General features: G+C 76.2%; 9 protein-coding genes. 2 read left to right on the top strand and 7 right to left on the bottom strand.

Annotated features, from left to right (window positions below; genetic code table 11):
• Positions 1-793 (top strand): DUF7825 domain-containing protein (locus tag AC27IY_RS43925; RefSeq protein WP_487181636.1); only part of this gene is annotated, 793 nt, incomplete at its 5' end.
• Positions 794-842: 49 nt separating this feature from the next.
• On the opposite strand, the gene AC27IY_RS43920 is transcribed toward AC27IY_RS43925, so the two are convergent.
• Both AC27IY_RS43920 and AC27IY_RS43915 read right to left on the bottom strand, forming a co-directional pair.
• Positions 843-1,682, bottom strand: coding sequence for a GNAT family N-acetyltransferase (locus tag AC27IY_RS43920; protein ID WP_487181635.1), 840 nt, complete (start codon positions 1,680-1,682; stop codon positions 843-845).
• Positions 1,679-3,124 carry an MFS transporter gene (locus tag AC27IY_RS43915; protein WP_487181634.1) on the bottom strand — a complete coding sequence of 482 codons (1,446 nt, stop codon included), beginning with the start codon at positions 3,122-3,124 and terminating at the stop codon, positions 1,679-1,681. The genes AC27IY_RS43920 and AC27IY_RS43915 overlap by 4 nt, the downstream gene beginning before the upstream one ends.
• Positions 3,125-3,239: 115 nt before the next feature.
• On the opposite strand from AC27IY_RS43915, the gene AC27IY_RS43910 reads away from it, so the two are divergent.
• Positions 3,240-3,845, top strand: coding sequence for a TetR/AcrR family transcriptional regulator (locus tag AC27IY_RS43910; RefSeq protein WP_487181633.1), 606 nt, complete (start codon positions 3,240-3,242; stop codon positions 3,843-3,845).
• Here AC27IY_RS43910 and AC27IY_RS43905 read toward each other — a convergent pair whose 3' ends face one another.
• Genes AC27IY_RS43905 through AC27IY_RS43885 form a run of 5 tightly spaced genes read right to left on the bottom strand, consistent with a single transcriptional unit; the run spans position 3,846 to position 20,428 of the window.
• Positions 3,846-4,055: an MbtH family protein gene (locus AC27IY_RS43905; protein ID WP_329584408.1), complete on the bottom strand. Its 210-nt coding sequence runs from the start codon at positions 4,053-4,055 to the stop codon at positions 3,846-3,848.
• On the bottom strand, positions 4,052-15,526 hold the full coding sequence (locus tag AC27IY_RS43900) for an amino acid adenylation domain-containing protein (protein WP_487181632.1): 11,475 nt from the start codon (positions 15,524-15,526) through the stop codon (positions 4,052-4,054). Before AC27IY_RS43900 ends, AC27IY_RS43905 begins: the two co-directional genes overlap by 4 nt.
• Complete coding sequence (locus AC27IY_RS43895) at positions 15,523-18,573, bottom strand: amino acid adenylation domain-containing protein (protein WP_487181631.1); 3,051 nt, start codon at positions 18,571-18,573, stop codon at positions 15,523-15,525. Before AC27IY_RS43895 ends, AC27IY_RS43900 begins: the two co-directional genes overlap by 4 nt.
• The gene (locus AC27IY_RS43890; RefSeq protein WP_487181630.1) at positions 18,570-19,853 is read right to left on the bottom strand and encodes a lysine N(6)-hydroxylase/L-ornithine N(5)-oxygenase family protein; all 1,284 of its coding nucleotides are present in this window, start codon (positions 19,851-19,853) and stop codon (positions 18,570-18,572) included. The genes AC27IY_RS43895 and AC27IY_RS43890 overlap by 4 nt, the downstream gene beginning before the upstream one ends.
• The gene (locus AC27IY_RS43885; RefSeq protein WP_487181629.1) at positions 19,847-20,428 is read right to left on the bottom strand and encodes a GNAT family N-acetyltransferase; all 582 of its coding nucleotides are present in this window, start codon (positions 20,426-20,428) and stop codon (positions 19,847-19,849) included. The genes AC27IY_RS43890 and AC27IY_RS43885 overlap by 7 nt, the downstream gene beginning before the upstream one ends.
• Positions 20,429-20,613 lie beyond the last annotated feature (185 nt).

Raw genomic sequence — 20,613 nt, 5'->3', positions numbered from 1 at the left:
GCGGGACGGCGGGTGGCCGGATCCGGCGGTGCGCGTGACGCCGTACGAGGAGGAGCGGTCGCCCGACAGCTACAGCTCGCGGAGCTGGTCGCGCCGGGTGCGGGTGGAGATCGTGGCCCCCGAGGGCCTGCCGGCGTGGCTCGCCGCGTTATGGGGCGTCGACCATCGCGGCCCCGACTACCTGTCGTCTTCGGACGACCCGCTGTGGGGGCCGCTGGTGCTGCCGTCGCACCGCGAGCTCGTCGCCGCCGCCCTGCTGCGCTTCCGGCCCTGGGTGTCCGACGGCAACGACGCCAGGATGACCGCCCTCGCGGCCCTGGCCCACGGCGACGGGCCCGTGGGCGCCGCCACCGCGATGCTGATCGCGGGCGGGCTGGGGCACCGGCGGGACGCGCAGCGGGCGGCGGCGGCCGAGGCGGCGCTCACGCTCGCGGCGCGCGGGCAGCTTCCGGCCGCCGACCTCGGGCGGGCCGTCGCGCGGCTGGTCGACGTCGAGTTCGTGGTGCTCAAGCGGATCACCGCCGCGCTCGACGGCCTGACGGCGGCGGGGGCGCACGCCGAGGTGTGGGCGGTGCTGGCCGAGGCTCTGCCCGCCCTGCTGCCCCGGCCCGGCGAGCGGCCCCGCGCGGGGCTGGGCGAGCTGCTGGCGGTCGCGGCGCGGGCCGCCGCGCTCACGGGGGCGCGCGGCGAGGTCGCCGGGCTGGCCGACATGGCCGCGCGAAAGGGGTCGAGCCGCGTCCTGTACGAGGCCCGCCACCTGCACGAGACGCTGACGGCCCCCAGCCGTACGTGACGCTGACGGCCCCCAGCCGTACGTGACGCTGACGGCCTCCGGGAGGCCGTCAGTTCTCGTAGCGGGCCCGGCGGGCGACCGCCTCGAACCCGAGGCCGCGGAAGAGCGCGGCCGAGGCCGGGTTGTTCTCGTTGACGTCCAGGAAGACCTCCGTCGCGCCCGCCGCGCGCATCCGGCCGAGCGCGGCGACGGCGAGCGCCCGGGCCAGGCCGCGCCGCCGCCATCCGGGCACCGCGCCGACCTGGATGAGGAAGCCCTCCGCGCACGCGACGAAGCCGGCGGCGGCGCCGTCCGCCGTACGGGCGACCAGGGAGCAGCCGGGCAGGAAGTCGTCGTCCACCAGCCAGTCCACCCACTCCTGACGCGACCAGCCGGGGAAGCCGGGCCGGTCGGCGAACGACGCGAAGTAGGCCGCGTGGAAGGCCTCCTCGGTGGCGGGTGACCACTCCTCGACGGCCAGCTCAGCCGGCAGCGGGACGTCCGGCAGCGGCAGGGTCAGGTCGCGGCGGAAGACGTCCTCGGCGAACGTCCGCCGGAAGCCGCGGGCGCGGAAGAGCGCGTCGGCCTCGGGCGTCAGCGACTCGATCTCCAGCCGTACGGGGCCCTCGGCCAGCCGGTCCAGCAGGCCGGAGCCGAGCCCCCGTCCCCGGTGGGCCGGGTCGACCAGGCCGGTCACGGCCGTCGCCGGGCCGGCGGGGCGGGCGGCGGCGCAGGCGATCAAACCGCCGCCGTCGTACGCGCCCACCCCGGGTCCTGCGGCGTACCTGCGTTCCAGGAAGGACGGTGACGTGGTCGCCGGGAGCCCGCCGTCGTGGTCGAGGCAGCGCCGGGCGAGTTCGGCGATCGCCGACAGGTCGGCGGCGGACAACGGGGCCCACTCGATGGTCACCTTCTGCTCCTTCTCCTGGGGTTGGTGATCATTATGCCCGGCACGCGCAGGAGGACGGCGGCGACGAGCACGCCGAGCAGGACGAGGCCGGCGTTGGCGGCGACGGCGACGAGGACGCCGTGCCGGATCGCGCCGGCCGAGACCGCGCCGCCGGTCACGGCGGTGACGATCGCGGACATGATCGGCGTCCCCATGGTGATGCCGACCTGCTGCGACATCGACGCCAGCCCGGTGGCGAGGCCCTGCTGGTGGTCGGGCAGGCCCGCCGTGGCGGTGACCATGAAGCCGACGATGACCAGCATGTTGCCCACGCCGCCCAGGAACGTGGCGGGCAGCAGCAGCGCCAGGGCCGCCGCCGTGTCGCCGAGCAGCAGCAGGGCGGCGGTGCTGACGGCCTGCAGCAGCCCGCCGCCGACCAGTACGGCGATGGTGGAGGTGCGGGCGATGGCCTTCGGCGCGAGCAGGCCGCCGGCCACGGTGCCGAGCCCGAGCACGCCGAAGGAGAGCCCGGCGGCGAGGGCCGAGAAGCCGAGGGTCTTCTGCAGGTAGAGGGTGAGCAGGTACACCAGGGACGTCTCGGTGACGAAGGCGAGCAGCCCGATCAGGTTGCCCCAGGCCACGGTCGGCCTGGCCAGCACCTTCAGCGGGACCAGGGGCTGGGCGGCCCGGCGTTCGACGAGGAGGAAGACGGCGAGCAGGACCGCGCCGGCGAGCAGCCCCGCCACCGCCTGCGGGTGCGTCCAGCCGTGCTCGCCCGCCTGGGTGAGGCCGTAGACGACGCCGAGCAGGCCGAGGGTGACGCTGAGCGCGCCGGGCAGGTCGAGCCGGGGCCGGTCGGCGGGCCGTGACTCGGCGATGACGGCGGGCGCGACGACGAGCACGGCGAGCGCGACGGGCACGTTGACGAAGAACGCCCAGCGCCAGGAGAGCACGTCGGTGAGCACGCCGCCGAGCACCGCCCCCGCCGTGAACCCGGCGGACATGAGGGCGCCGTTGAGCCCGAGCGCCTTCTGCCGCAGCGGGCCTTCGGGGAAGGACGTGGTCAGCAGGGCCAGCCCGGAGGGGGTGGCGGCGGCGGTCGCGAGCCCCTGGGCGACCCGGGCGGCGATGAGGAGCTCGGGCGTCGGGGCGAGGCCGCCCACGAGGGAGGCCACGCCGAGGAGCGCGAGGCTGCCGAGGAAGATGCGCTTGCGGCCGAGCAGGTCGCCGATGCGGCCGAAGAAGAGGGTGAACCCGGCCGCGCACAGGGCGAAGGCGGTGGCGATCCACTGGAGGCCGCCCAGGGAGAAGCCCAGGTCGTCGCCGATGGCGGGGAGTGCCACGTTCAGGATCGAGAAGTCGACGGCCAGCATGAACTGGGCGACCAGGAGCACCGCGAGGGTGACCCGGTGGCGGCCGGTCAGGAGGGGGGCGGGCGCCGGGACGGCTTGGGTGATGGACATGAGAGGGCCCTCTAAATGGGTCTGAAGTTCCGTTAAGATGAGGGAACAGTAGCACCAGCTACCGCCTTAAGGGAACTCCAGTCCCGATAAGGGTTTAGGGAAGGGAGAGTCCGACATGTCGGACGATGTCCAGCCGGGTGCCGTCCGGCCTGGTGGGCGTACCGCTCGCGTGCGCGAGGCCGTGCTCCGTGCCGCCGGCGACGTCCTGGCCGAGAACGGCTTCCACGGGCTCGACCTCGGCGAGGTCGCCCGCGCCGCGGGCGTCGGCAAGACCACCGTCTACCGCCGCTGGGGCTCGCCCGGCGCGCTCGCCGCCGACCTGCTCCAGGACATGGCCGAGCACTCGCTCCCCCGCTCCCGCCACGGCGACGTCGGTCGGGACCTGCGCGACAACGCCCGCCTGGTCGTCAGGACCCTCACCGACCCCCGCCAGGGGAGACTGTTCAAGGCGCTGATCGCCGCCGCGCTCTGCGACGAGCAGGCCGCGCGGGCGCTGCGCCGCTTCTACGCCGTACGCGTCGAGGAGTGGGCCGGCTGCGTCACCGACGCCGTCGAGCGGGGCGAGCTGCCGCCCGGCACCGACGCGCGCCGGGTGATCGCCGCCGTCTCCGCGCCCCTGTACTACGCGCTGCTCAACACCGGCGAACCCCTCGACGAGGCCGCCGCCGACCGGGCCGCGACGGCGGCGCTCGCCGCGGCCCGCGCCGGGGCGATGGCCTGATCAGGCGTCCATGGCGCGGGCGAGCCCGGCCGGGCGCATGTCCGTCCAGTGCGTCTCGACGTACTGGAGGCACAGGTCGCGGGCGCCGGGACCGTACACGTCCCGCCAGCCCTCGGGCAGCGGGATCCACGCCGGCCACAGCGCGTGCTGGGCCTCGTCGTTGACCACCACGAGGTAGTCGGTCTCGGGGTCCTCGAACGGGTTGGTCATCGCAGTCGCTCCTTCAGCATGCGGGCCACCTGGGCGAGCGGCCCGGGATCGGCCAGTTGGTAGTGCTCGCAGTCGACGACGTGCTCCTCGACGGCGCCGCCCACGTACGGACGCCAGCGGCCGGGTTCGAGCCCCGAGCCGGCCTTGTCCGCGCCCGCGGTGACGAACAGCAGGTCCCCGTCGTAGAACGGGTGCGGGTCGCCGGTAATGAGCCGCTCGGCGTTGACGGCCACGTCGATCATCGCGCCGATCGTGGCCTCCTCGATCTCGGCCAGCGCCCCTCCCCCGGCCCGCAGGTACCGCACCACGCGCCGCCGGTCGAGCGGCCCGCGGGCGTCGTGCCCGGCCAGGCGGAGCAGGAAGCGCAGGGCGTCCTGCTCGTCGTCGCCGGTCTCGGGCCGCTCGCCGGGCAGCAGCGGGTAGGAGTCGAGCAGCGCCAGCAGGGCCACCTCCTCGCCCTCGCGGCGCAGGCGGGCGGCCATTGCGTGCGCGACGACGCCGCCGAAGGACCAGCCGAGCAGCCGGTACGGCCCCGCCGGCGCCACCGCCCTGACGGCGGCCAGATAGTCGGCGGCCATCTCGTCCAGGGTGCGCGGCAGCGGCTCAGGACCGGCCAGGCCGCGCGCCTGGAGCCCGTACACCGGCACGTCCAGCGCCCCCGCGAGGCCGGTGAAGCACCAGGCGAGCCCGAACAGCGGGTGCACGCAGAACAACGGCGGCCCCTCGCCGCCCGTCCTGATGGGCAGCAGCACGTCGAGGGCGTGTCCGGGGCGGTGCGGGGCGCGTACCCGGGCGGCGAGCGCGGCGGGCGTGGGCGCCTCGAACAGCGTCCTGACCGGCAGCCGCACCCCGAACTCGGCGGCGACGGCGGTCATCAGCCGGCCCGCCAGCAGCGAGTGGCCGCCCAGCTCGAAGAAGCCCTCGTCGGGGCCGGGGACGGGAACGCCGAGCACGTCCGCGAACAGCTCCGCCATCCGCCGCACGTCCACCGCCGGCCCTGTCGTCACCGCCGTGGCGGGCACCGGCGTCCAGTCCGCGCGGGTCACGGGCGGCACGTCCAGCTCGCTCAGGCGGGTGCCGGGGGCGCGGGCCACCGTGGCCAGCAGCTCCGCCAGCCCGGCCGCGATCCGCTCCGCCGTGCCCCTGGTGAACAGGTCCGTACGGTACTCGATCGCCCCGTCGCCCTCCTCCGCCAGCGACACCGCGAGGTCGAACTTGGCCGTGCCCGTGGCCACCTCCTCGATCTCGGCCGCCGCCTCCCCCAGCGGCCCGAGCGGCCGGCCGGCGGGATGGTAGGCCACCGCCACCTGGAACAGCGGGTGCCAGGCCGGCGACCGGGCCGGCGCGACCGCCTGGACCACCTGGTCGAACGGCACGTCGGCGTGCTCGAACGCGGCCAGGTCGGCGTCGCGGACCCGGGCCAGCAGCTCGGCGAAGGCGGGGTCGCCGCCGGTGTCCACCCGCAGCGCGACCGTGTTGACGAAGAAGCCCACCAGGGCGGCCAGCGCGTCGTCCGGCCGGTTCGCGACGGGCGTGCCCACCGCGACGTCGGTGCCCGCGCCGAGCCTGGTCAGCAGCGCCGCCACGGCGGCGTGCACCACCATGAACATGGTCGCGCCGCCGTCCGCCGCGAGCCGGGCCAGGCCCTCCCTCGTGCCGGGCGGCAGGCGGAACTCCACCACGTCGCCGTCGCCGGTCGCCGCGGCCGGACGGGGCAGGTCGTGCGGGAGCGTCGGGTGTCCGGGGAGCCCGGCGAGGGCCCGGCGCCAGTACGCGAGCCGGTCCGGGTCGTGGTTCTCGCGTTCCCACAGGGTGTGGTCGGCGTACTGGACGGGCAGCGGCGCCCAGTCCGGCGCCCGCCCGGCCGCCCGCGCCCGGTAGGCGGCGGCCAGGTCGTCCCACAGCGGGCCGACCGACCACTCGTCCGCCGCGATGTGGTGCAGCAGGACGAGCAGCAGGTGCTCGCCGGGGGCCGTGGCGTGCAGCCAGACCTTGATCGGCGGCTCGCCGTCGAGGCGGAACCGGTGGCCGGGATCCCCCGGCCCGTCCATCACCTGCACCGGCGCCGGGTCGAGGACGACCTGGTACGGCCCCAGCTCGTCCTCGGCGATGACCGTGCGGAGCGCTTCGTGTCTGGCCACGACGTCCCCGACGGCCTCGCGGAGGGCGTCGGCGGACAGCGGGCCGCGCAGCCGTACGGCGAGCGGCACGTTGTAGGCGGCCGACGGGCCGTCGAGCGTGTGCAGGAACCACAGCCGGCGCTGCGCCGACGACAGCGGCACCCGTTCGCCGCGCGCTCGGGGCCGAATCGCGGGGGCGGGGCCGGGGACGCGGGCGAGCCTGGCGGCCAGCCCGGCGACGGTGGGGGCGTCGAAGACGTCCCTGACCGTGACCGCCGTGCCCAGCTCGGCCCTGATCCTGCTGATCAGCCGGACCGCGAGCAGCGAGTGGCCGCCGAGGTGGAAGAAGTCGTCGCCGGCCCCGACCCCGGCCACGTCCAGCACCTCCTCGAAGATCGCCGCCAGCCGGCGCTCGACCGGCCCTTCCGGCTCCCGCCGCGCGACCTCGCGACGGACGGCGGCAGGACGGGGGTCCCGGCCGCCGAGACCCACCGCCGGCAGATCGAGGGCGCCGATCGGCGCGGCGGGGGTCGCGGCGACCTGCTCCAGCAGGCGCAGGAGAGCGTCGGTGACGCGCTCGGCCGCCTCCGGCGCGAGCCGGTGCTCGACGGCGACCTCCAGCCCGGCCGCCCCGCTCGTCTCGGTGAACGCGAAGGCGAGGTCGAACTTGGGAGCCGGCGGCCCGGGCTCCGGCAGCACCTCCAGCGCGGCCGGCCCGCTCCGCTGGTACGTCACCATGACCTGGAACAGCGGGTTCCCCGCGCCCGAACGGCCCGGGTTGACCGCCTCCACCACCCGCTCGAACGGCGCCCCGGCGTGCTCGAACGCCGCCAGGTCCACCTCGCGCACCCGCTCCAGCAGCTCGGCGAAGGCGGGGTCACCGCCGGTGTCCACCCGCAGCACCAGGGTGTTGACGAAGCAGCCCACCAGATCGGCCGGCGCGTCGTCCGGCCGCCCGGCGACCGGCGTACCCAGAGGAATGTCCGTGCCCGCGCCGAGCCTGGTCAGCAGCGCCGCCACGGCGGCGTGCAGCACCATGAACAGGCTCGTGCCCGCGCGGGCGGCGAGCGCGGCGAGCGCGTCCCGCACCTGGGCGGGCGCCTGGCGGACGACCGCCCCGCCGGGCCCGGCCGGCGGCAGCGCGAGCCGTTCCGGCAGCGCGGCGAGGACCTTCGTCCAGTACGCCAGGTGCTCGGGCAGGGTCGCGTCGAGCCGGTCGCGCTCCCACAGGGCGTGGTCGGCCACCTGGACGGGCAGCGGCGCGAGTTCCGGCGCACGTCCGGCGGCCCGCGCCCGCAGCGCGGTGTCCAGGTCCGCGAGCAGCGGGGTCACGGACCACTCGTCGCAGGCGATGTGGTGCAGCAGCAGCGTGAGCCGGTCACCGTCCAGCCACACCCGCAGCGGCGGCTCGGCGGCCAGGTCGAAGACGTGCCCGAGGTCCGGCGGCCCGTCCGCGACCTCCGGGTCCGCCGGATCGAGGACCACCTGGTACGGGACGCCGTCCTGCTCGCGGTAGACCGTGCGCAGGACCTCGTGCCGGCGTACCACGTCGCCGAGCGCCGCCCGGAGCACGGACGGCTCCACCGGGCCGGGCAGCCGCACGGCCAGGGGCACGTTGTAGGTCGCCGACGGGCCTTCAAGCGTCCCCAGGAACCAGAGCCTGAGCTGCGCCGACGACAACGGGACCCGCTCCGGCCGTACGGCCCGCACGAGGCCGTCGGCGCGGGCCGGCGGCGAGGCGGCGAGCGCGCCCGCGAGGCCCGCGACCGTGGGCGTGTCGAACAGGGCGCGCAGCGGCAGGTCCGCGCCCAGCCCGGCCCGCACCCGCGCCAGCACCTTGACCGCGAGCAGCGAGTGCCCGCCCAGGTGGAAGAAGTTGTCGTCCACGCCGACGCCCTCGACGCCCAGCACGTCGGCGAAGATCGCGCACAGCGCCCGTTCCGCCGGGGTGCGCGGCCCCCGCGACCGCCCGGCGGCGGGGACGCCGGGAGCGGGCAGCGCCTTCCTGTCCACCTTGCCGTTCACCATGAGCGGCAGCGCGTCGAGCGCGACGAACGCGGCGGGCACCATGTAGTCGGGCAGCCGCGCGGCGACGTGCGCCCGCAGGGTGGCGGGGTCGGTCTCGGCCCCGGTCACGTACGCCACGAGCCGGCGCTCACCGGGCCGGTCCTCGCGGGCGACCACCGCGACCTCGCGGACGCCGGGGCAGCCGGCCAGCACCGACTCCACCTCGCCCGGCTCGATGCGGAAGCCCCGGATCTTGATCTGGCCGTCGGCGCGGCCGGCGAACTCCACCGCGCCGTCGTCGCGCCAGCGGGCCAGGTCGCCGGTGCGGTACATCCGGGTGCCGGGCGGCCCGTACGGGTCGGGCACGAAACGCTCACTTGTCAGGGCGGGCCGGTCGAGGTAGCCGCGGGCGAGGCCGGCGCCCGCCACGTACAGCTCGCCGATGACGCCGGGCGGCGCGGGACGCAGCGCGCGGTCCAGGACGTAGACGCGTTTGCCCACGTCAGGATGGCCGATGGGCACGGTCGTGAGGGCGTCGAGGTCGCCGTCGGCGGGCCAGAGCGTGGAGTTCACCATGGCCTCGGTCGGCCCGTAGGCGTCGATGACGCGGTGCCGGCCGGCCCAGCGGCGTACCAGCTCGGGCGTCACCGTCTCGGTGCCGACCAGCAGCGTCGATCCCTCCGGCAGCGTGCACTCGGCGGGCAGGGCCGACAGCAGCGCGGGCGGCAGCGCCAGGTGGGTGACGGCGTGGCGGGTGGCGTACTCGGTCAGCTCGGGGCCGGCGACCCGCCGCTCGGCGGGCACGACGACGAGCGTCGCGCCCGTGCACAGCGCCATGGTCAGCTCCCAGAACGCCACGTCGAAGGAGATCGAGGCGAACTGCAGGACCCGGCTGCCCGGGCCGACGCCGAACCGGCGCACGGCGGTGTCCACGAGCGCCCGCACCCCGGCGTGCTCCAGCACCACGCCCTTGGGGCGGCCGGTCGAGCCGGAGGTGTAGATCACGTAGACGGGGTGGCGCGGCAGCGGCCGGACCGGCGGCCCGGCGGGGGCGGGCGGATCGTCCATGAGCAGGGGCGTCATGGGCACCCGCCCGGCGGTCTCGCGGGTGGCGAGCAGCAGGACGGGCCGCGCGTCGTCCAGCATGGCGGCGATCCGCCCGGCGGGCTGGGCCGGGTCGATCGGCAGGTACGCGGCCCCCGCCTTGGCCACCGCCAGCACGCCGACCACCATCCGCGGGTCGCGTGGCAGCGCCACGGCCACGATGCGTTCGGGGCCCGCGCCGGCGGCCGCGAGCGAGGCGGCCAGGCGGTCCGCCCGCGCGTCCAGCTCCGCGTACGTCAGCGACTCCGACTCGCACCGGACCGCGACCGCGTCCGGCGTGGCCCTGACCTGGGCCTCGAACAGCTCGGGCAGGGTCAGGAACGGCTCGGCGGAGCCGGTGTCGTTCCAGGCGGTGAGCACGGTCTCCAGCTCGGCGGGGGCGAGGAGCGGGTATTCGCTCAGCCGCCGGCCGGGGTCGGCGGTCACCGCGTCGAGCAGGCGGAGCAGGTGCGCGGCGTACCGGCCGGCCGCCCCGCCCCGGTGCTCGACCAGCACGTCCAGGTCGGTCGCGCCCGGACGTTCGGTGAAGGTGACGGAGAGGTCGAACTTGGCCGGTCCGGGCGGCGCGGGCTCCTCCTCGGCGGCGAATCCGGGGAGCGACCCGGTGGCCGGGTGGTAGGCCACGGCCACCTGGAACAGCGGGTCGCCGTCGCCGCGCTCGGGGTTGACCGCCTCCACGACCTGGTCGAAGGGGACGTCGGCGTGCTCGAACGCGGCCAGGTCGGCGGCCCGCACCCGCGCCAGCAGCTCGGCGAACGTGGGATCGCCGCCGGTGTCCACCCGCAGCACGACGGTGTTGACGAAGAAACCGATGAGGCCGGTCAGCGCCTCGTCCGTACGGCCCGCGACGGCCGCGCCCACCGGGACGTCGGTGCCCGCGCCGAGCCTGGTCAGCAGGGCCGCCACGACCGCGTGGGCCGCCATGAACATGGTCGTCCCGGTACGGCGGGCCAGCTCCCGCAGGGGCGCGGCGGGGCGCGAGGCGGTGGCGGTGGCGTCCCCGCCGGTCCACGCGGGCAGCTCCAGGCGTCCGGGAAGGTCGGCGAGCGCGCCGGTCCAGTGGGCGAGCTGCCGGTCGGCGAGACCGCCGGCGAGCAGGTCACGCTGCCACAGGGCGTAGTCGGCGTACTGGACGGGCAGCGGCGTCCAGTCCGGCGCGCGGCCCTCGGCGCGGGCCCGGTAGGCGGTGGCGAGGTCGTCCCAGAGCGGGCCGACCGACCACTCGTCGGCGGCGAGGTGGTGGAGCAGCACCGTGAGCCGGTCGCCGTCCAGCCACACCCGCAGCGGCGGCTCGGCCGTCAGGTCGAAGACGTGCCCGAGGTCGGCGGGCCCGTCCGTGACGGGCGGGTCGGCCCGGTCCAGCACGATCTGGTACGGCTCGCCGTCCTCCTCCCCGAACACCGTCCGCAGCGCCTCGTGCCGCTCCATCAGGTCGCCGACCGCCCGGCGGAGCACCGCCGGGTCCAGCGGCTCGCGCAGGCGCAGGACGAGCGGCACGGTGTAGGCGTCGGACGGTCCGTGCAGCCGGTCCAGGAGCCACAGCCGCCGCTGCGCCGCCGCCAACGGCACCCGCTCGGGCCGCTCCCGCACCGCCGGCGGCGGCGTCCCGCCTGCCGGCGAGGGCCGGGCGCGCCCGTCCGAGGAGGCGGCGGAGCGGGCGGTCGGGAGGGCGGTCGGGAGGGCGGTCGGGAGAGCGAGGCGAGCAGCCAGGCCGGCCGGGGTCGGGGCGGCGAAGACGTCGGCGAGCGCCGCCTCCGCACCCGTGACGGCCCTGATCCGCGCGGCCAGCCGCCCGGCGAGCAGCGAGTGCCCGCCCAGCAGGAAGAAGTCGTCGCCCGCGCCCACCTCGCGGCCCCCGAGCACCTCGCCGAACAGCCGGCACAGCACGCGCTCGGCCTCCGTACGCGGCTCCGTCGCGCCCATCGACGCGCCATCCACCGCACTGGGCAGGCCGCGCACGGCGGGCGCCCGCATGGGGGCGACGGAAAGCTCGGCGACCGGCCGCTCGGGCCGGAGCGCCGCCTGCCGGACGATCTCCGCCAGCCGCGCCCCGAGCCCTTCGGCGGTGGCGGCGTCGAACAGGTCCGTGCGGTACTCCACCTGCCCCCCGCCCGGCCCGAGCACGAACGTCAGGTCGAACTTGGACACGCCAGGCCCGCCGACCTCCTCGACCGGCAGCCCCGAGTCGCGCTCGTACGCGATCATCACCTGGAACAGCGGATGCCTGCCGGGCACGCGCACCGGCCGCAGCTCCTCCACGAGCAGGTCGAAGGGCGTCTCCGCGTGGTCGAACGCGGCCAGGTCAACGGCCCGCACCCGATCGAGGAGCCCGGCGAACGTGACCTCGCCGCCGGTGTCCACCCGCAGCACGACGGTGTTGACGAAGAGCCCCACCAGGTCGTTCAGCGCCTCGTCCGCCCGCCCCGCGACCGGCGTGCCGAGCACGATGTCGGTGCCCGAGCCGAGTCGGGTCAGCAGCGCCGCCACCGCCGCGTGCAGCACCATGAACGGCGTGCACCCGTGCCGCCCCGCCAGCTCGTCGATCGCGTCGAGCGGCAGGTCGGAGGCGATCGTCGCGCCGCGCCTGCCGGGCTCGTCGGGGAAGGGCCGGTCCACGGGCAGCGGCAGCTCGGGCGGCAGGCCGTCGAGCGCCCCCCGCCAGTACGCCAGCTCCTTCGCGGGCCGCCCCGCCGGATCGGCCAGGTCGCCCAGCAGCTCGCGCTGCCACAGGGCGTAGTCGGCGTACTGGACGGGCAGCGGCGTCCAGTCCGGCGCGCGGCCCTCGGCGCGGGCCCGGTAGGCGGCGGTCAGGTCGGCGACCAGCGGGCGCAGCGACAGCTCGTCCCCGGCGATGTGGTGCAGCAGCACGGTCAGCCGGTCGCCGTCCAGCCACGCCCGCAGCGGCGGCTCGGCGGCCAGGTCGAAGACGTGCCCGAGGTCGGCGGGCCCGGTCTCGACGCGGACGTCCGCCCGGTCCAGCACGATCTGGTACGGCTCGCCGTCCTCCTCCCCGAACACCGTCCGCAGCACCTCGTGCCGCTCCACCACGTCCGCCAGCGCGAGCTCCAGCGCGGCGACGTCGGGCGGGCCGTCCAGCCGCAGCGCGAAGGGCATGTTGTAGGTGGCCGAGCCGCCCTCCAGCCGGTGCTGGAGCCACAGGCCGCGCTGGGCGTGCGAGGCCGGCACCCGTTCCGGGCGCGGGCGCGCTACCAGCGGCGGGCGCGCGGCGGCCACGCCGAGCCGGCCGCTCAGCTCGGCGACGGTCGGCGCGTCGAACAGCGTGCGGACGCCGGCCGCCGCGCCGAGCTCGCTCCGGAGCCGGCTCACCAGCCGGGCGGCGAGCAGCGAGTGGCCGCCCAGCTCGAAGAAGTCGTCGTCGGCGCCGACCCGGTCCACGCCCAGCACCTCGGCGAACAGCGCGCACAGCCGCTCCTCCAGCGGGCCGCGCGGCGCACGTCCCGCCGCCCGCGTCCCGGCGGGATCGGGCAGGGCGCGCCGGTCCACCTTGCCGTTGGGCAGCAGCGGCAGCTCGGCGAGCCGGACGACCGCCGAGGGCACCAGCGGCCGGGGCAGCACCCCGCGCAGGTACGCCCGCACCTCGTCCTCGCTCGCCCGGCCGCGTACGTAGGCGACGAGCCGCGGCCCGCCCGCGCCGTCCGCGCGCACCGCGACGGCGGCCTCCTCGACGCCGGGGCAGCCGGCCAGCGCGGCCTCCACCTCGCCGGGCTCGATCCGGAACCCGCGGATCTTCACCTGGTCGTCGGCGCGCCCGGCGAGCTCCAGCCGGCCCTCCCGCCACCGCGCGAGGTCGCCGGTGCGGTACATGCGCGCGCCTGGAGGCCCGTACGGGCAGGGCACGAAACGTTCGGCGGTCAGCCCGGGCCGCCCCAGGTAGCCGCGCGCCAGCCCGGCCCCCGCCAGGTACAGCTCACCGGTCACGCCGGGCGGCGCCGGGCGCAGCATCGGGTCGAGCACCAGCGCGCGGACGCCGGGCACGGGGCCCGCGGTGCCGTCCTGCCTGCGCACGTAGGCGTCCACCGTGCACTCGGTCGGGCCGTACAGGTCCCTGGCGATCACCCCCGGCAGCGCGCCGAGCCGCCGCCAGAGCGGGCCGGGCACCGCCTCGCCGCCGACCGCGACCACGACGGGCCGGTGCGGGCCGTCCTCCAGCGCGGTGACGAGCGAGGCCAGGTACGACGGCGTCACGTCCACGTAGTCGATCCGGTGCTCGGCCAGGTAGCCGGCGAGCAGCTCGGGATCCTGGTACGTGGCGTCGTCCAGCACGTGCAGCTCGTGCCCGGCGAGCATCCACAGCAGCGGGTCCACCGAGGCGTCGAACGAGAACGACGCGCTGTGCGCGACCCGCAGCCGCCGCCCGCCGGCGGCGGCGACCGCCGCGGCGATGGTGTCCGCCTCGTGCGCGGCCAGCAGGTTGGCCACGGCTCCGTGCGGCACCACGACGCCCTTGGGGCGGCCGGTGGAGCCGGAGGTGTAGATCACGTAGGCGGGATTTTCAGGCCGGGCGGCTTCGCGGCGAGCGGTTCCCGGTGCCAGGTCGTCGGTCAGGACGATCCTGGCGTCCCCGGCGAGGGGCAGCCCGGGCGCGGTCGCGGAGTCGGTGACCACGACGGCGGCGCGCGCGTCGCCGAGCATGAGCGCGATCCGGTCCGCCGGATAGCCGGGATCGACCGGCAGGTACGCCGCGCCGGACCGCCAGACCGCGAGGATGGCCGCGACCAGGTCGAGGCCGCGCGGCAACGCCAGGGCGACGACGTCCTCGGGGCCCGCGCCGATCGCCCCGGCCAGCCGGTCGGCCCGCGCGGCCAGCTCGGCGTAGGTGAGGGCGTTCCCTGCGGCGTCCACCACGGCGGTCGCGTCCGGCGTGGCCGCGCAGCGCTCGGCGAAGGCGTCGGCCGGGGTCCGGGCGGGGTACGGGCCGGCCGTGCCCGCCTGCGCGCCGAGCACCTGGGCGCGTTCGGCCTCGTCCAGCAGGTCGATCAGGCCGATCGGGCGCTCGGGGGCGGCGGCCAGCCGTTCCAGCGCGCGGACCGTCCGGTCCAGCGTTCGCCGGGCCTCGGCGGCGCTCACCCGGCCTTCCCGGTACGCCAGCTCCAGCCGCAGCCGCTCACCCGGGCGGGCGCAGAGCGTGATCGGGTAGTGGGTGGCGTCGCGCTCCTCGACGCTTTCGACCAGCGGGCCGACGGGGCCCGCCGGATGGTTCTCGAACAGCACCAGCGTGTCGAACAGCTCGCCTCTCCCCGCGAGCCTCTGGATCTCGGCCAGCCCGAGGTGCTGGTGGTCGGCGAGCCGGGCGTGGGCGTCGCGGAGCCGGGCGAGGTAGGCGGTCACCGGCTCCTGCGGGCGCAGCCGGACCCGTACCGGCAGGGTGTTGATGAACAGGCCGATCATGCGGTCGGCGGCGGGCAGCTCGGGCGGCCGGCCGGAGACCGTGGTGCCGAACACCACGTCGTCCCGGCCGGTGAGCACGCCCAGCACGAGCGCCCACGCGGTCTGCACGACCATGCTCATGGTGACGCCCGAGCCGCGGGCCAGCGCGGCGAGCCGCCCGGTCAGCTCGGCGCTCAGCTCGGTCACGACCTCGCGGGCCGCGCCGGGCGCGCCCGCTCGCGGGGCCACCAGGGTGGGCTCCCCGAGCCCCGCCAGGTGCTCCCGCCAGGCGTCACGCGCCGCCGCGACGTCCCGTCCGCCCAGCCAGGCCAGATAGTCCTGGTACGGCGGTCCGGCCGGCGGCTCGGCTCCCGCGTACAGCTCGAACAGCTCGCGCAGCGCCAGGTTCAGCGACCAGCCGTCCAGCACCAGGTGGTGGTTGGCGACGAGCAGCAGGTGCCGGTCCGGGGCCTGCTTGACCAGCGTGAACCGCAGCAGCGGCGGCGACTGCAGGTCGAACGGCGTCCGCCGGTCCCGCTCCACGACCTCGGCCGCCGAGCCGCCGCCGGTCAAGTCTGCCTCCTGCCAGGGGAGTGCGGCGCGGGCCGCGACGACCTGCACCGGCCGGCCGTTCCGCCGGCTGCGGAAGGCCGCGCGCAGCGGGTCGTGGCGGGCCAGCAGGCGCTCGGCCGCGCCCCGCAGGGCCGCCACGTCGAGCGGACCGCGCAGTTTCACGGTGGTGTGGACGGTGTACGGGTCGTCCTCGCCGTGCAGCGCGTGGAAGAACAGGCCCTCCTGGAGAGGGGTGAGCGGCCAGACGTCCTTGATCTTCTTGGCCTCGGGGCCGGTCACGCCAGGGTCTCCTCGAACTCGTCAAGCTCGGCCTGGTCGAGCGCGACCAGGAAGGCGCCGGCCGGCGCGGTGGCGCGCAACGCGTCGAGCCACCGCCCGGACAGCTCGCGGACGACGGGCTCGGCCAGCACGTGGGACGCCCATGTCCAGGTGGACTCCAGCCGCGCGCCGTCCGGGCCCTCGGCCACGAACGCGTCCACGGTCAGGACGTGCGCGAGCGGCAGGCCGGGGTCGGCCAGGTCCAGGAAGCTCTCCGGCTCCAGGACCATCCCCCAGTCGCCCGGCTCCTCGGGGAAGCGGCCCAGGAAGTTGACGCAGACCGCCGGCCTGGTCAGGCGGGCCAGGCGGGAGCCGGCGTCCTGGTCGAGGTGGCGGAGCAGGCCGTGGCCGACGCCCTTGCCGGGCACCTCGCGCAGCCGGGCGGAGACCCGGGCGAGCGCGTCGGCCCCGCCCGCCGGTCCGGGGTCCAGGCGGACCGGCCAGATGGCGGTGAACCAGCCCACGGTGCGCGACAGGTCCGCGCCGGGCACCAGGTCCTCGCGGCCGTGCGCCTCGACGTCGAACAGGACCTCGCGGCCGCCCGGCAGCCCGTGGCTTGCCCGGTGTCCGGCGACGGCCAGCGCGAGCGCGGCGAGCACCCGGTCGAGCGTGACGTCCAGCGGGGCGCTCACGCTGAGCCGGGCGGCGGTCGCGGCCGTGTCCCGCGCCGGGTCCAGCCGCCAAGGCTCCTCGGCGGTGAGGGTGTCCGTCCAGTACGGCAGCTCGGCGCGGCGGTCGAGGACGGGCAGGGCGCGGGCCCACGTCCTGAAGGAGGTGGAGCGGGTGAGGGGCGTCGTGGCGGCGTACGCCTGCGCCAGGTCCTCGGCCAGGATCCGCCAGGAGACGCCGTCCACGACGAGGTGGTGCGCGACCAGGTGCAGCCGGTCGCGGTGCCGTACGGCGCGCAGCATCACGCCGTCGCGCGGGGCGAGGGCGGCGCGGGCCGCCGCGAGCGCCTGCGGCAGGAGGGCGTCGTCCGTGACCTCGCGCAGCAGGCCCTCGGCGGGCGCGGCGCCGGGCGGCGGCACGTGCAGGCCGGTGCCGGTGAGGCGGGCGCGGAGCAGGTCGTGGTGGTCAAGCAGGTCGCGCAGGGCCCGGATCAGGCGGTCGCGGTCCACGTCGTGGGGCAGGCGCAGGGTGATCGACTGGGCGAAGTGCTCGGCGGTCGCGCCGTCGCCGCGTTCGCGCAGCCAGTTCATGATCGGGGTGGCGGGCACGTCGCCGAGCGCCGCCTCCGGAGGCTCGGCCGCGCCCTCCGGGATGGCGGCGGCGGCCAGGGCGCGGGCGGTGCCGAGTTCGAGCACCTGGCGGGCGGTGATCGCCAGCCCGGCGCGACGGGCCCGGCCGACGAGGTGCAGCGCGAGAATGCTGTCGCCCCCGAGCGTGAAGAAGTCATCCGTGGGCCGCACATCGGGCAACCGCAACACCTCCGCGACAAGCGCGGTCAGCAGCCCCTCGGCGCTCTCCCCCGCAGCGCCCGCTCCCGCGCCGCTCTCCCCAGCGGCATCTTCCCTCGCGCCGCTCCTCCCAGCGGCGCCTCCCCCCTCTGCGCCCGCTCTCGCCACCACGTCCCCCGCCGGAGACGGGAGGGCGCGGCGGTCGAGCTTGCCGTTGGCCGTCAAGGGGACCGACGCCAGGGGGACGAAGACGGCGGGCACCATGGGGCCGGGCAGACGGGCGGCCGCGTGGGCGCGCAGCGCGTCCGGGTCCACGGCCGCCCCCTCAACCGGCACCACGTGCCCGGTCAGCAGGGTGACGCCGGGACGCACCTCATGGGCGGTCACCACGGCCTGCCGCACGTCGGGATGGGCGTTCAGGACGGCCTCGACCTCGCCGGGCTCGACCCGGAAGCCGCGGATCTTGATCTGGTCGTCGGCGCGGCCCGCGTACTCGACGACCCCGTCAGGGCGGCGGCGGGCGAGGTCGCCGGTCCGGTACATCCGGCTGCCGGGCGGCCCGTACGGATCGGGCACGAACCTCCCGGCGGTCAGCCCCGGCCGCCCCAGGTAGCCGCGGGCCAGCTGCACGCCGGCGAGATAGAGCTCACCGGCCGCCGCCGGCCGCAGGTCGCGGTCCAGCACGTGGACGGCGGTGTTCCAGACCGGGCGGCCGATCGGCACCGGCCCCGGCTCCCCCGGCCGGCACGCCCAGTACGTGACGTCCACGGCCGCCTCGGTCGGCCCGTACAGGTTGTGCAGCCCGCACCCCGGCAGCGCCGCGTGGAACTCGGCGGCCAGCCCGGCGGGCAGCTCCTCGCCGCTGCAGATCACCCGCCGCAGCCCGGTGCAGCGTGCCGCGTCCGGGTCGGCCAGGAACGCGCGCAGCATCGACGGCACGAAGTGCACGGTCGTGACCCGTTCCCGCCGGATCAGCCCGGCCAGGTACGCCGCGTCGCGGTGCCCGCCCGGCTCGGCCACCACGAGCGTGGCCCCGGCGATCAGCGGCCAGAAGAACTCCCACACCGACACGTCGAACCCGGCCGGCGTCTTCTGGAGCACCCGGTCCTCGGCGGTGAGTCCGTACTCGGCCTGCATCCAGCGCAGCCGGTTGACGATGGCCTCGTGGGCGATCACGACCCCCTTGGGCCGGCCGGTGGAGCCGGAGGTGTAGATCACGTACGCGGGGTTGCGCGGATCGACGGGCGTGGCCGGCTCGCGCCGCCCGCCCGGTTCGAGCTCCACCTCGCGCAGCGTGACCACGGGCGCGGCGTCGGCCAGCATGGACGCGGTCCGCCCGGCCGGCTGCTCGGGGTCCACCGGCAGGTACGCGGCCCCGGTCTTCAGCACCGCGACCAGCGCCACGACCAGCTCGGCCGAACGCGGCAGCGCCACCGCGACCACGCGCTCGGGTCCCGCGCCCCGCTCCCGGAGCCGGGCGGCCAGCGCGGAGGCGGCCGCGTCCAGCTCGGCGTAGGTGAGCATGCGGTCGCGGAAGCGCAGCGCGGGCCGCCCGGGGGTGGCGGCGGCCTGCTCGTCGATGAGCCCGGCCAGAGTGAGCGGGCGGGTCATCGAGCGGGCTCCAGGACCGGCGAGGCGAGCGAGTCGGCGATCTCGCCGGCCCGCACGGCCGTCGTGGACAGCAGCGTGGCGGTCAGCCCGTGGGTGTGCTCGGTCGCGCCCTGGAGGTAGATGCCGCAGGTCAGCTCGGGCGTGGTGCGTACCCGGTGGTCGCGGCCGACCAGCAGCGCGCCGTCGTCGTCGCGCAGGCAGTAGGGCCCGGCGGCGCCGAGCAGGTCGAGCGGGTCCACGGGCCGGTAGCCGGTGGCGTAGACGACCACGTCGGCGCGCAGCGCCTCGACCTCGCCGCTGACCAGCGACCTGACGTGCACGCTCACCTCGCCGGGGCGGGTCTCCAGGCCGACGGCGCGCGACAGGTTCATGATCCGCAGCCGCTGGACGCCGGCGACCTTCTCCCGGTACGCCCGCCCGAACAGCTCCTTCAGCAGGTCGAGGTCCACGACGGAGTAGTTGGTGTTGGCGTGGTAGTCCAGGATCATGCGCTTGACCTCGTGCGGCGCGTCGTAGAAGTGATCCACGGCGGCGGGGTCGAAGACGCTGTTGGCGAAGGGGCTGTCGTCGGCGGGGCTGTAGCCGTACCGGGAGAAGACCGCGCAGATCTGGGCGGAGGGGAAGCGGCTGTGCAGGTGCTCGGTCACCTCGGCGGCGCTCTGGCCGGCGCCGACGACCACGAACCTGCGCGGCCGGTCGTCCGGCAGCTCCGCCAGCCGGTGCATCAGCTCCTGGCTGTGCCACACCCGCTCGCCGGCGACGACGCCGGGCGGCAGCACGGGCTGGAGGCCGGCGGCGAGCACGACGTTACGTGCCCGGTAGGTGGTCAGCTCGTTGTGCTGGGCCACGATGTCGAGGTGGGTGACCGTGCCGCCGTCCATGCCGCCGTCCGTGACGGGCCGGATGGTGACGGCCTCGGCCCCGTAGACGACCTGGTGCTCGAAGCGGGCCGCGACCCATTCGAGGTAGTCGTGGAACTCCAGGCGGGTCGGGTACATCGTCTTCTGGTTGATGAAGTCGGCCAGCCGGCCCTTGGCGTGCAGGTAGCTGACGAAGCTGTGGGGGCTCGCCGGGTTCCGCATCGTGACCAGGTCCTTGAGGAAGGACACCTGCATGGTCGCGCCGTCGATCAGCATGCCGCGGTGCCAGCCGAACGACGGCTGCCGCTCCAGGAAGACGGCGGACGGCGCGGGCGTGCGCGACTCGGCGAGCGCGACGGCCAGGGCGAGGTTGGAGGGGCCGAAGCCGATTCCGACGAGGTCGTAGGCCGGGGTCACCACTGAGGAAGGTCCTCCTGAGCACGCGGGTACACCATCAGCGCCGCCGTCTTGTGCGGCATCGTCACCTCTCCCACGCGGACGAACCCGGCCGCGGTGAAGGCCCGGACGGAGGGCTCGTTGCGGACGTTCGGCTCGGCGACGACGCGGGTGCAGCGCTCGTCGGCAGCCAGCAGGCCCTCGGCGACCGCGCGCAGCAGCCGGCGGCCGACGCCGTGGCCCAGGTCGCGCTCGTCGCCGATCGCGACGTGCACGCCGAGGTCGTGCGGCCGGTACGGGTACAGCGGCGCCAGCCGGTCCCGCAGCACCCGGTACAGCTCCAGGTAGGCGACCGGTTCGCCGTCCCGGTAGGCCAGGCACGGCCGGGAGTGCCGCCCCGCCGCCTGGCGGGCGATCTCGTCGGCCCATCGCTCGTACGGCCAGGCCTGGTCCCAGGGGCCGGCCACGTGCGGCCGGTTCATCCAGTCGTGGACCACGGCGACGCCGTCGGCGCCGGGCTCGATCGGGGCCACCCGCCATCCGCCGGCCAGCGAGGGGATCGGCGGGGCGCCGACCTCCTCCTCCACATGCACGTCCACACACCCTCCAAGTTAGGTTTGCCTTACCTAAGCTCATGGCCACGCACAACACATCACGGATGAAGTGCGACCGTCAAGACGCGGCGAAGGTGGATTCCGTGCCGCTTCCCGGCCAGAGCGGGCATCTCCCCTCTTCAGGCCACGAGTCGGACATGTTAGGTTAGGCTCGCCTTACTGTCGATCTT

Source organism: Nonomuraea sp. B208 (assembly GCF_057536035.1).
Note: the sequence above shows the minus strand (reverse complement) of the source record. Positions and strands in the feature narration are given on the sequence as shown.

Coding starts and splice junctions, on each gene's coding strand:
- AC27IY_RS43915 (WP_487181634.1), bottom strand. CDS start 3,124: ATGTCCATCACCCAAGCCGTCCCGGCGCCCGCCCCCCTCCTGACCGGC.
- AC27IY_RS43910 (WP_487181633.1), top strand. CDS start 3,240: ATGTCGGACGATGTCCAGCCGGGTGCCGTCCGGCCTGGTGGGCGTACC.
- AC27IY_RS43905 (WP_329584408.1), bottom strand. CDS start 4,055: ATGACCAACCCGTTCGAGGACCCCGAGACCGACTACCTCGTGGTGGTC.
- AC27IY_RS43895 (WP_487181631.1), bottom strand. CDS start 18,573: ATGACCCGCCCGCTCACTCTGGCCGGGCTCATCGACGAGCAGGCCGCC.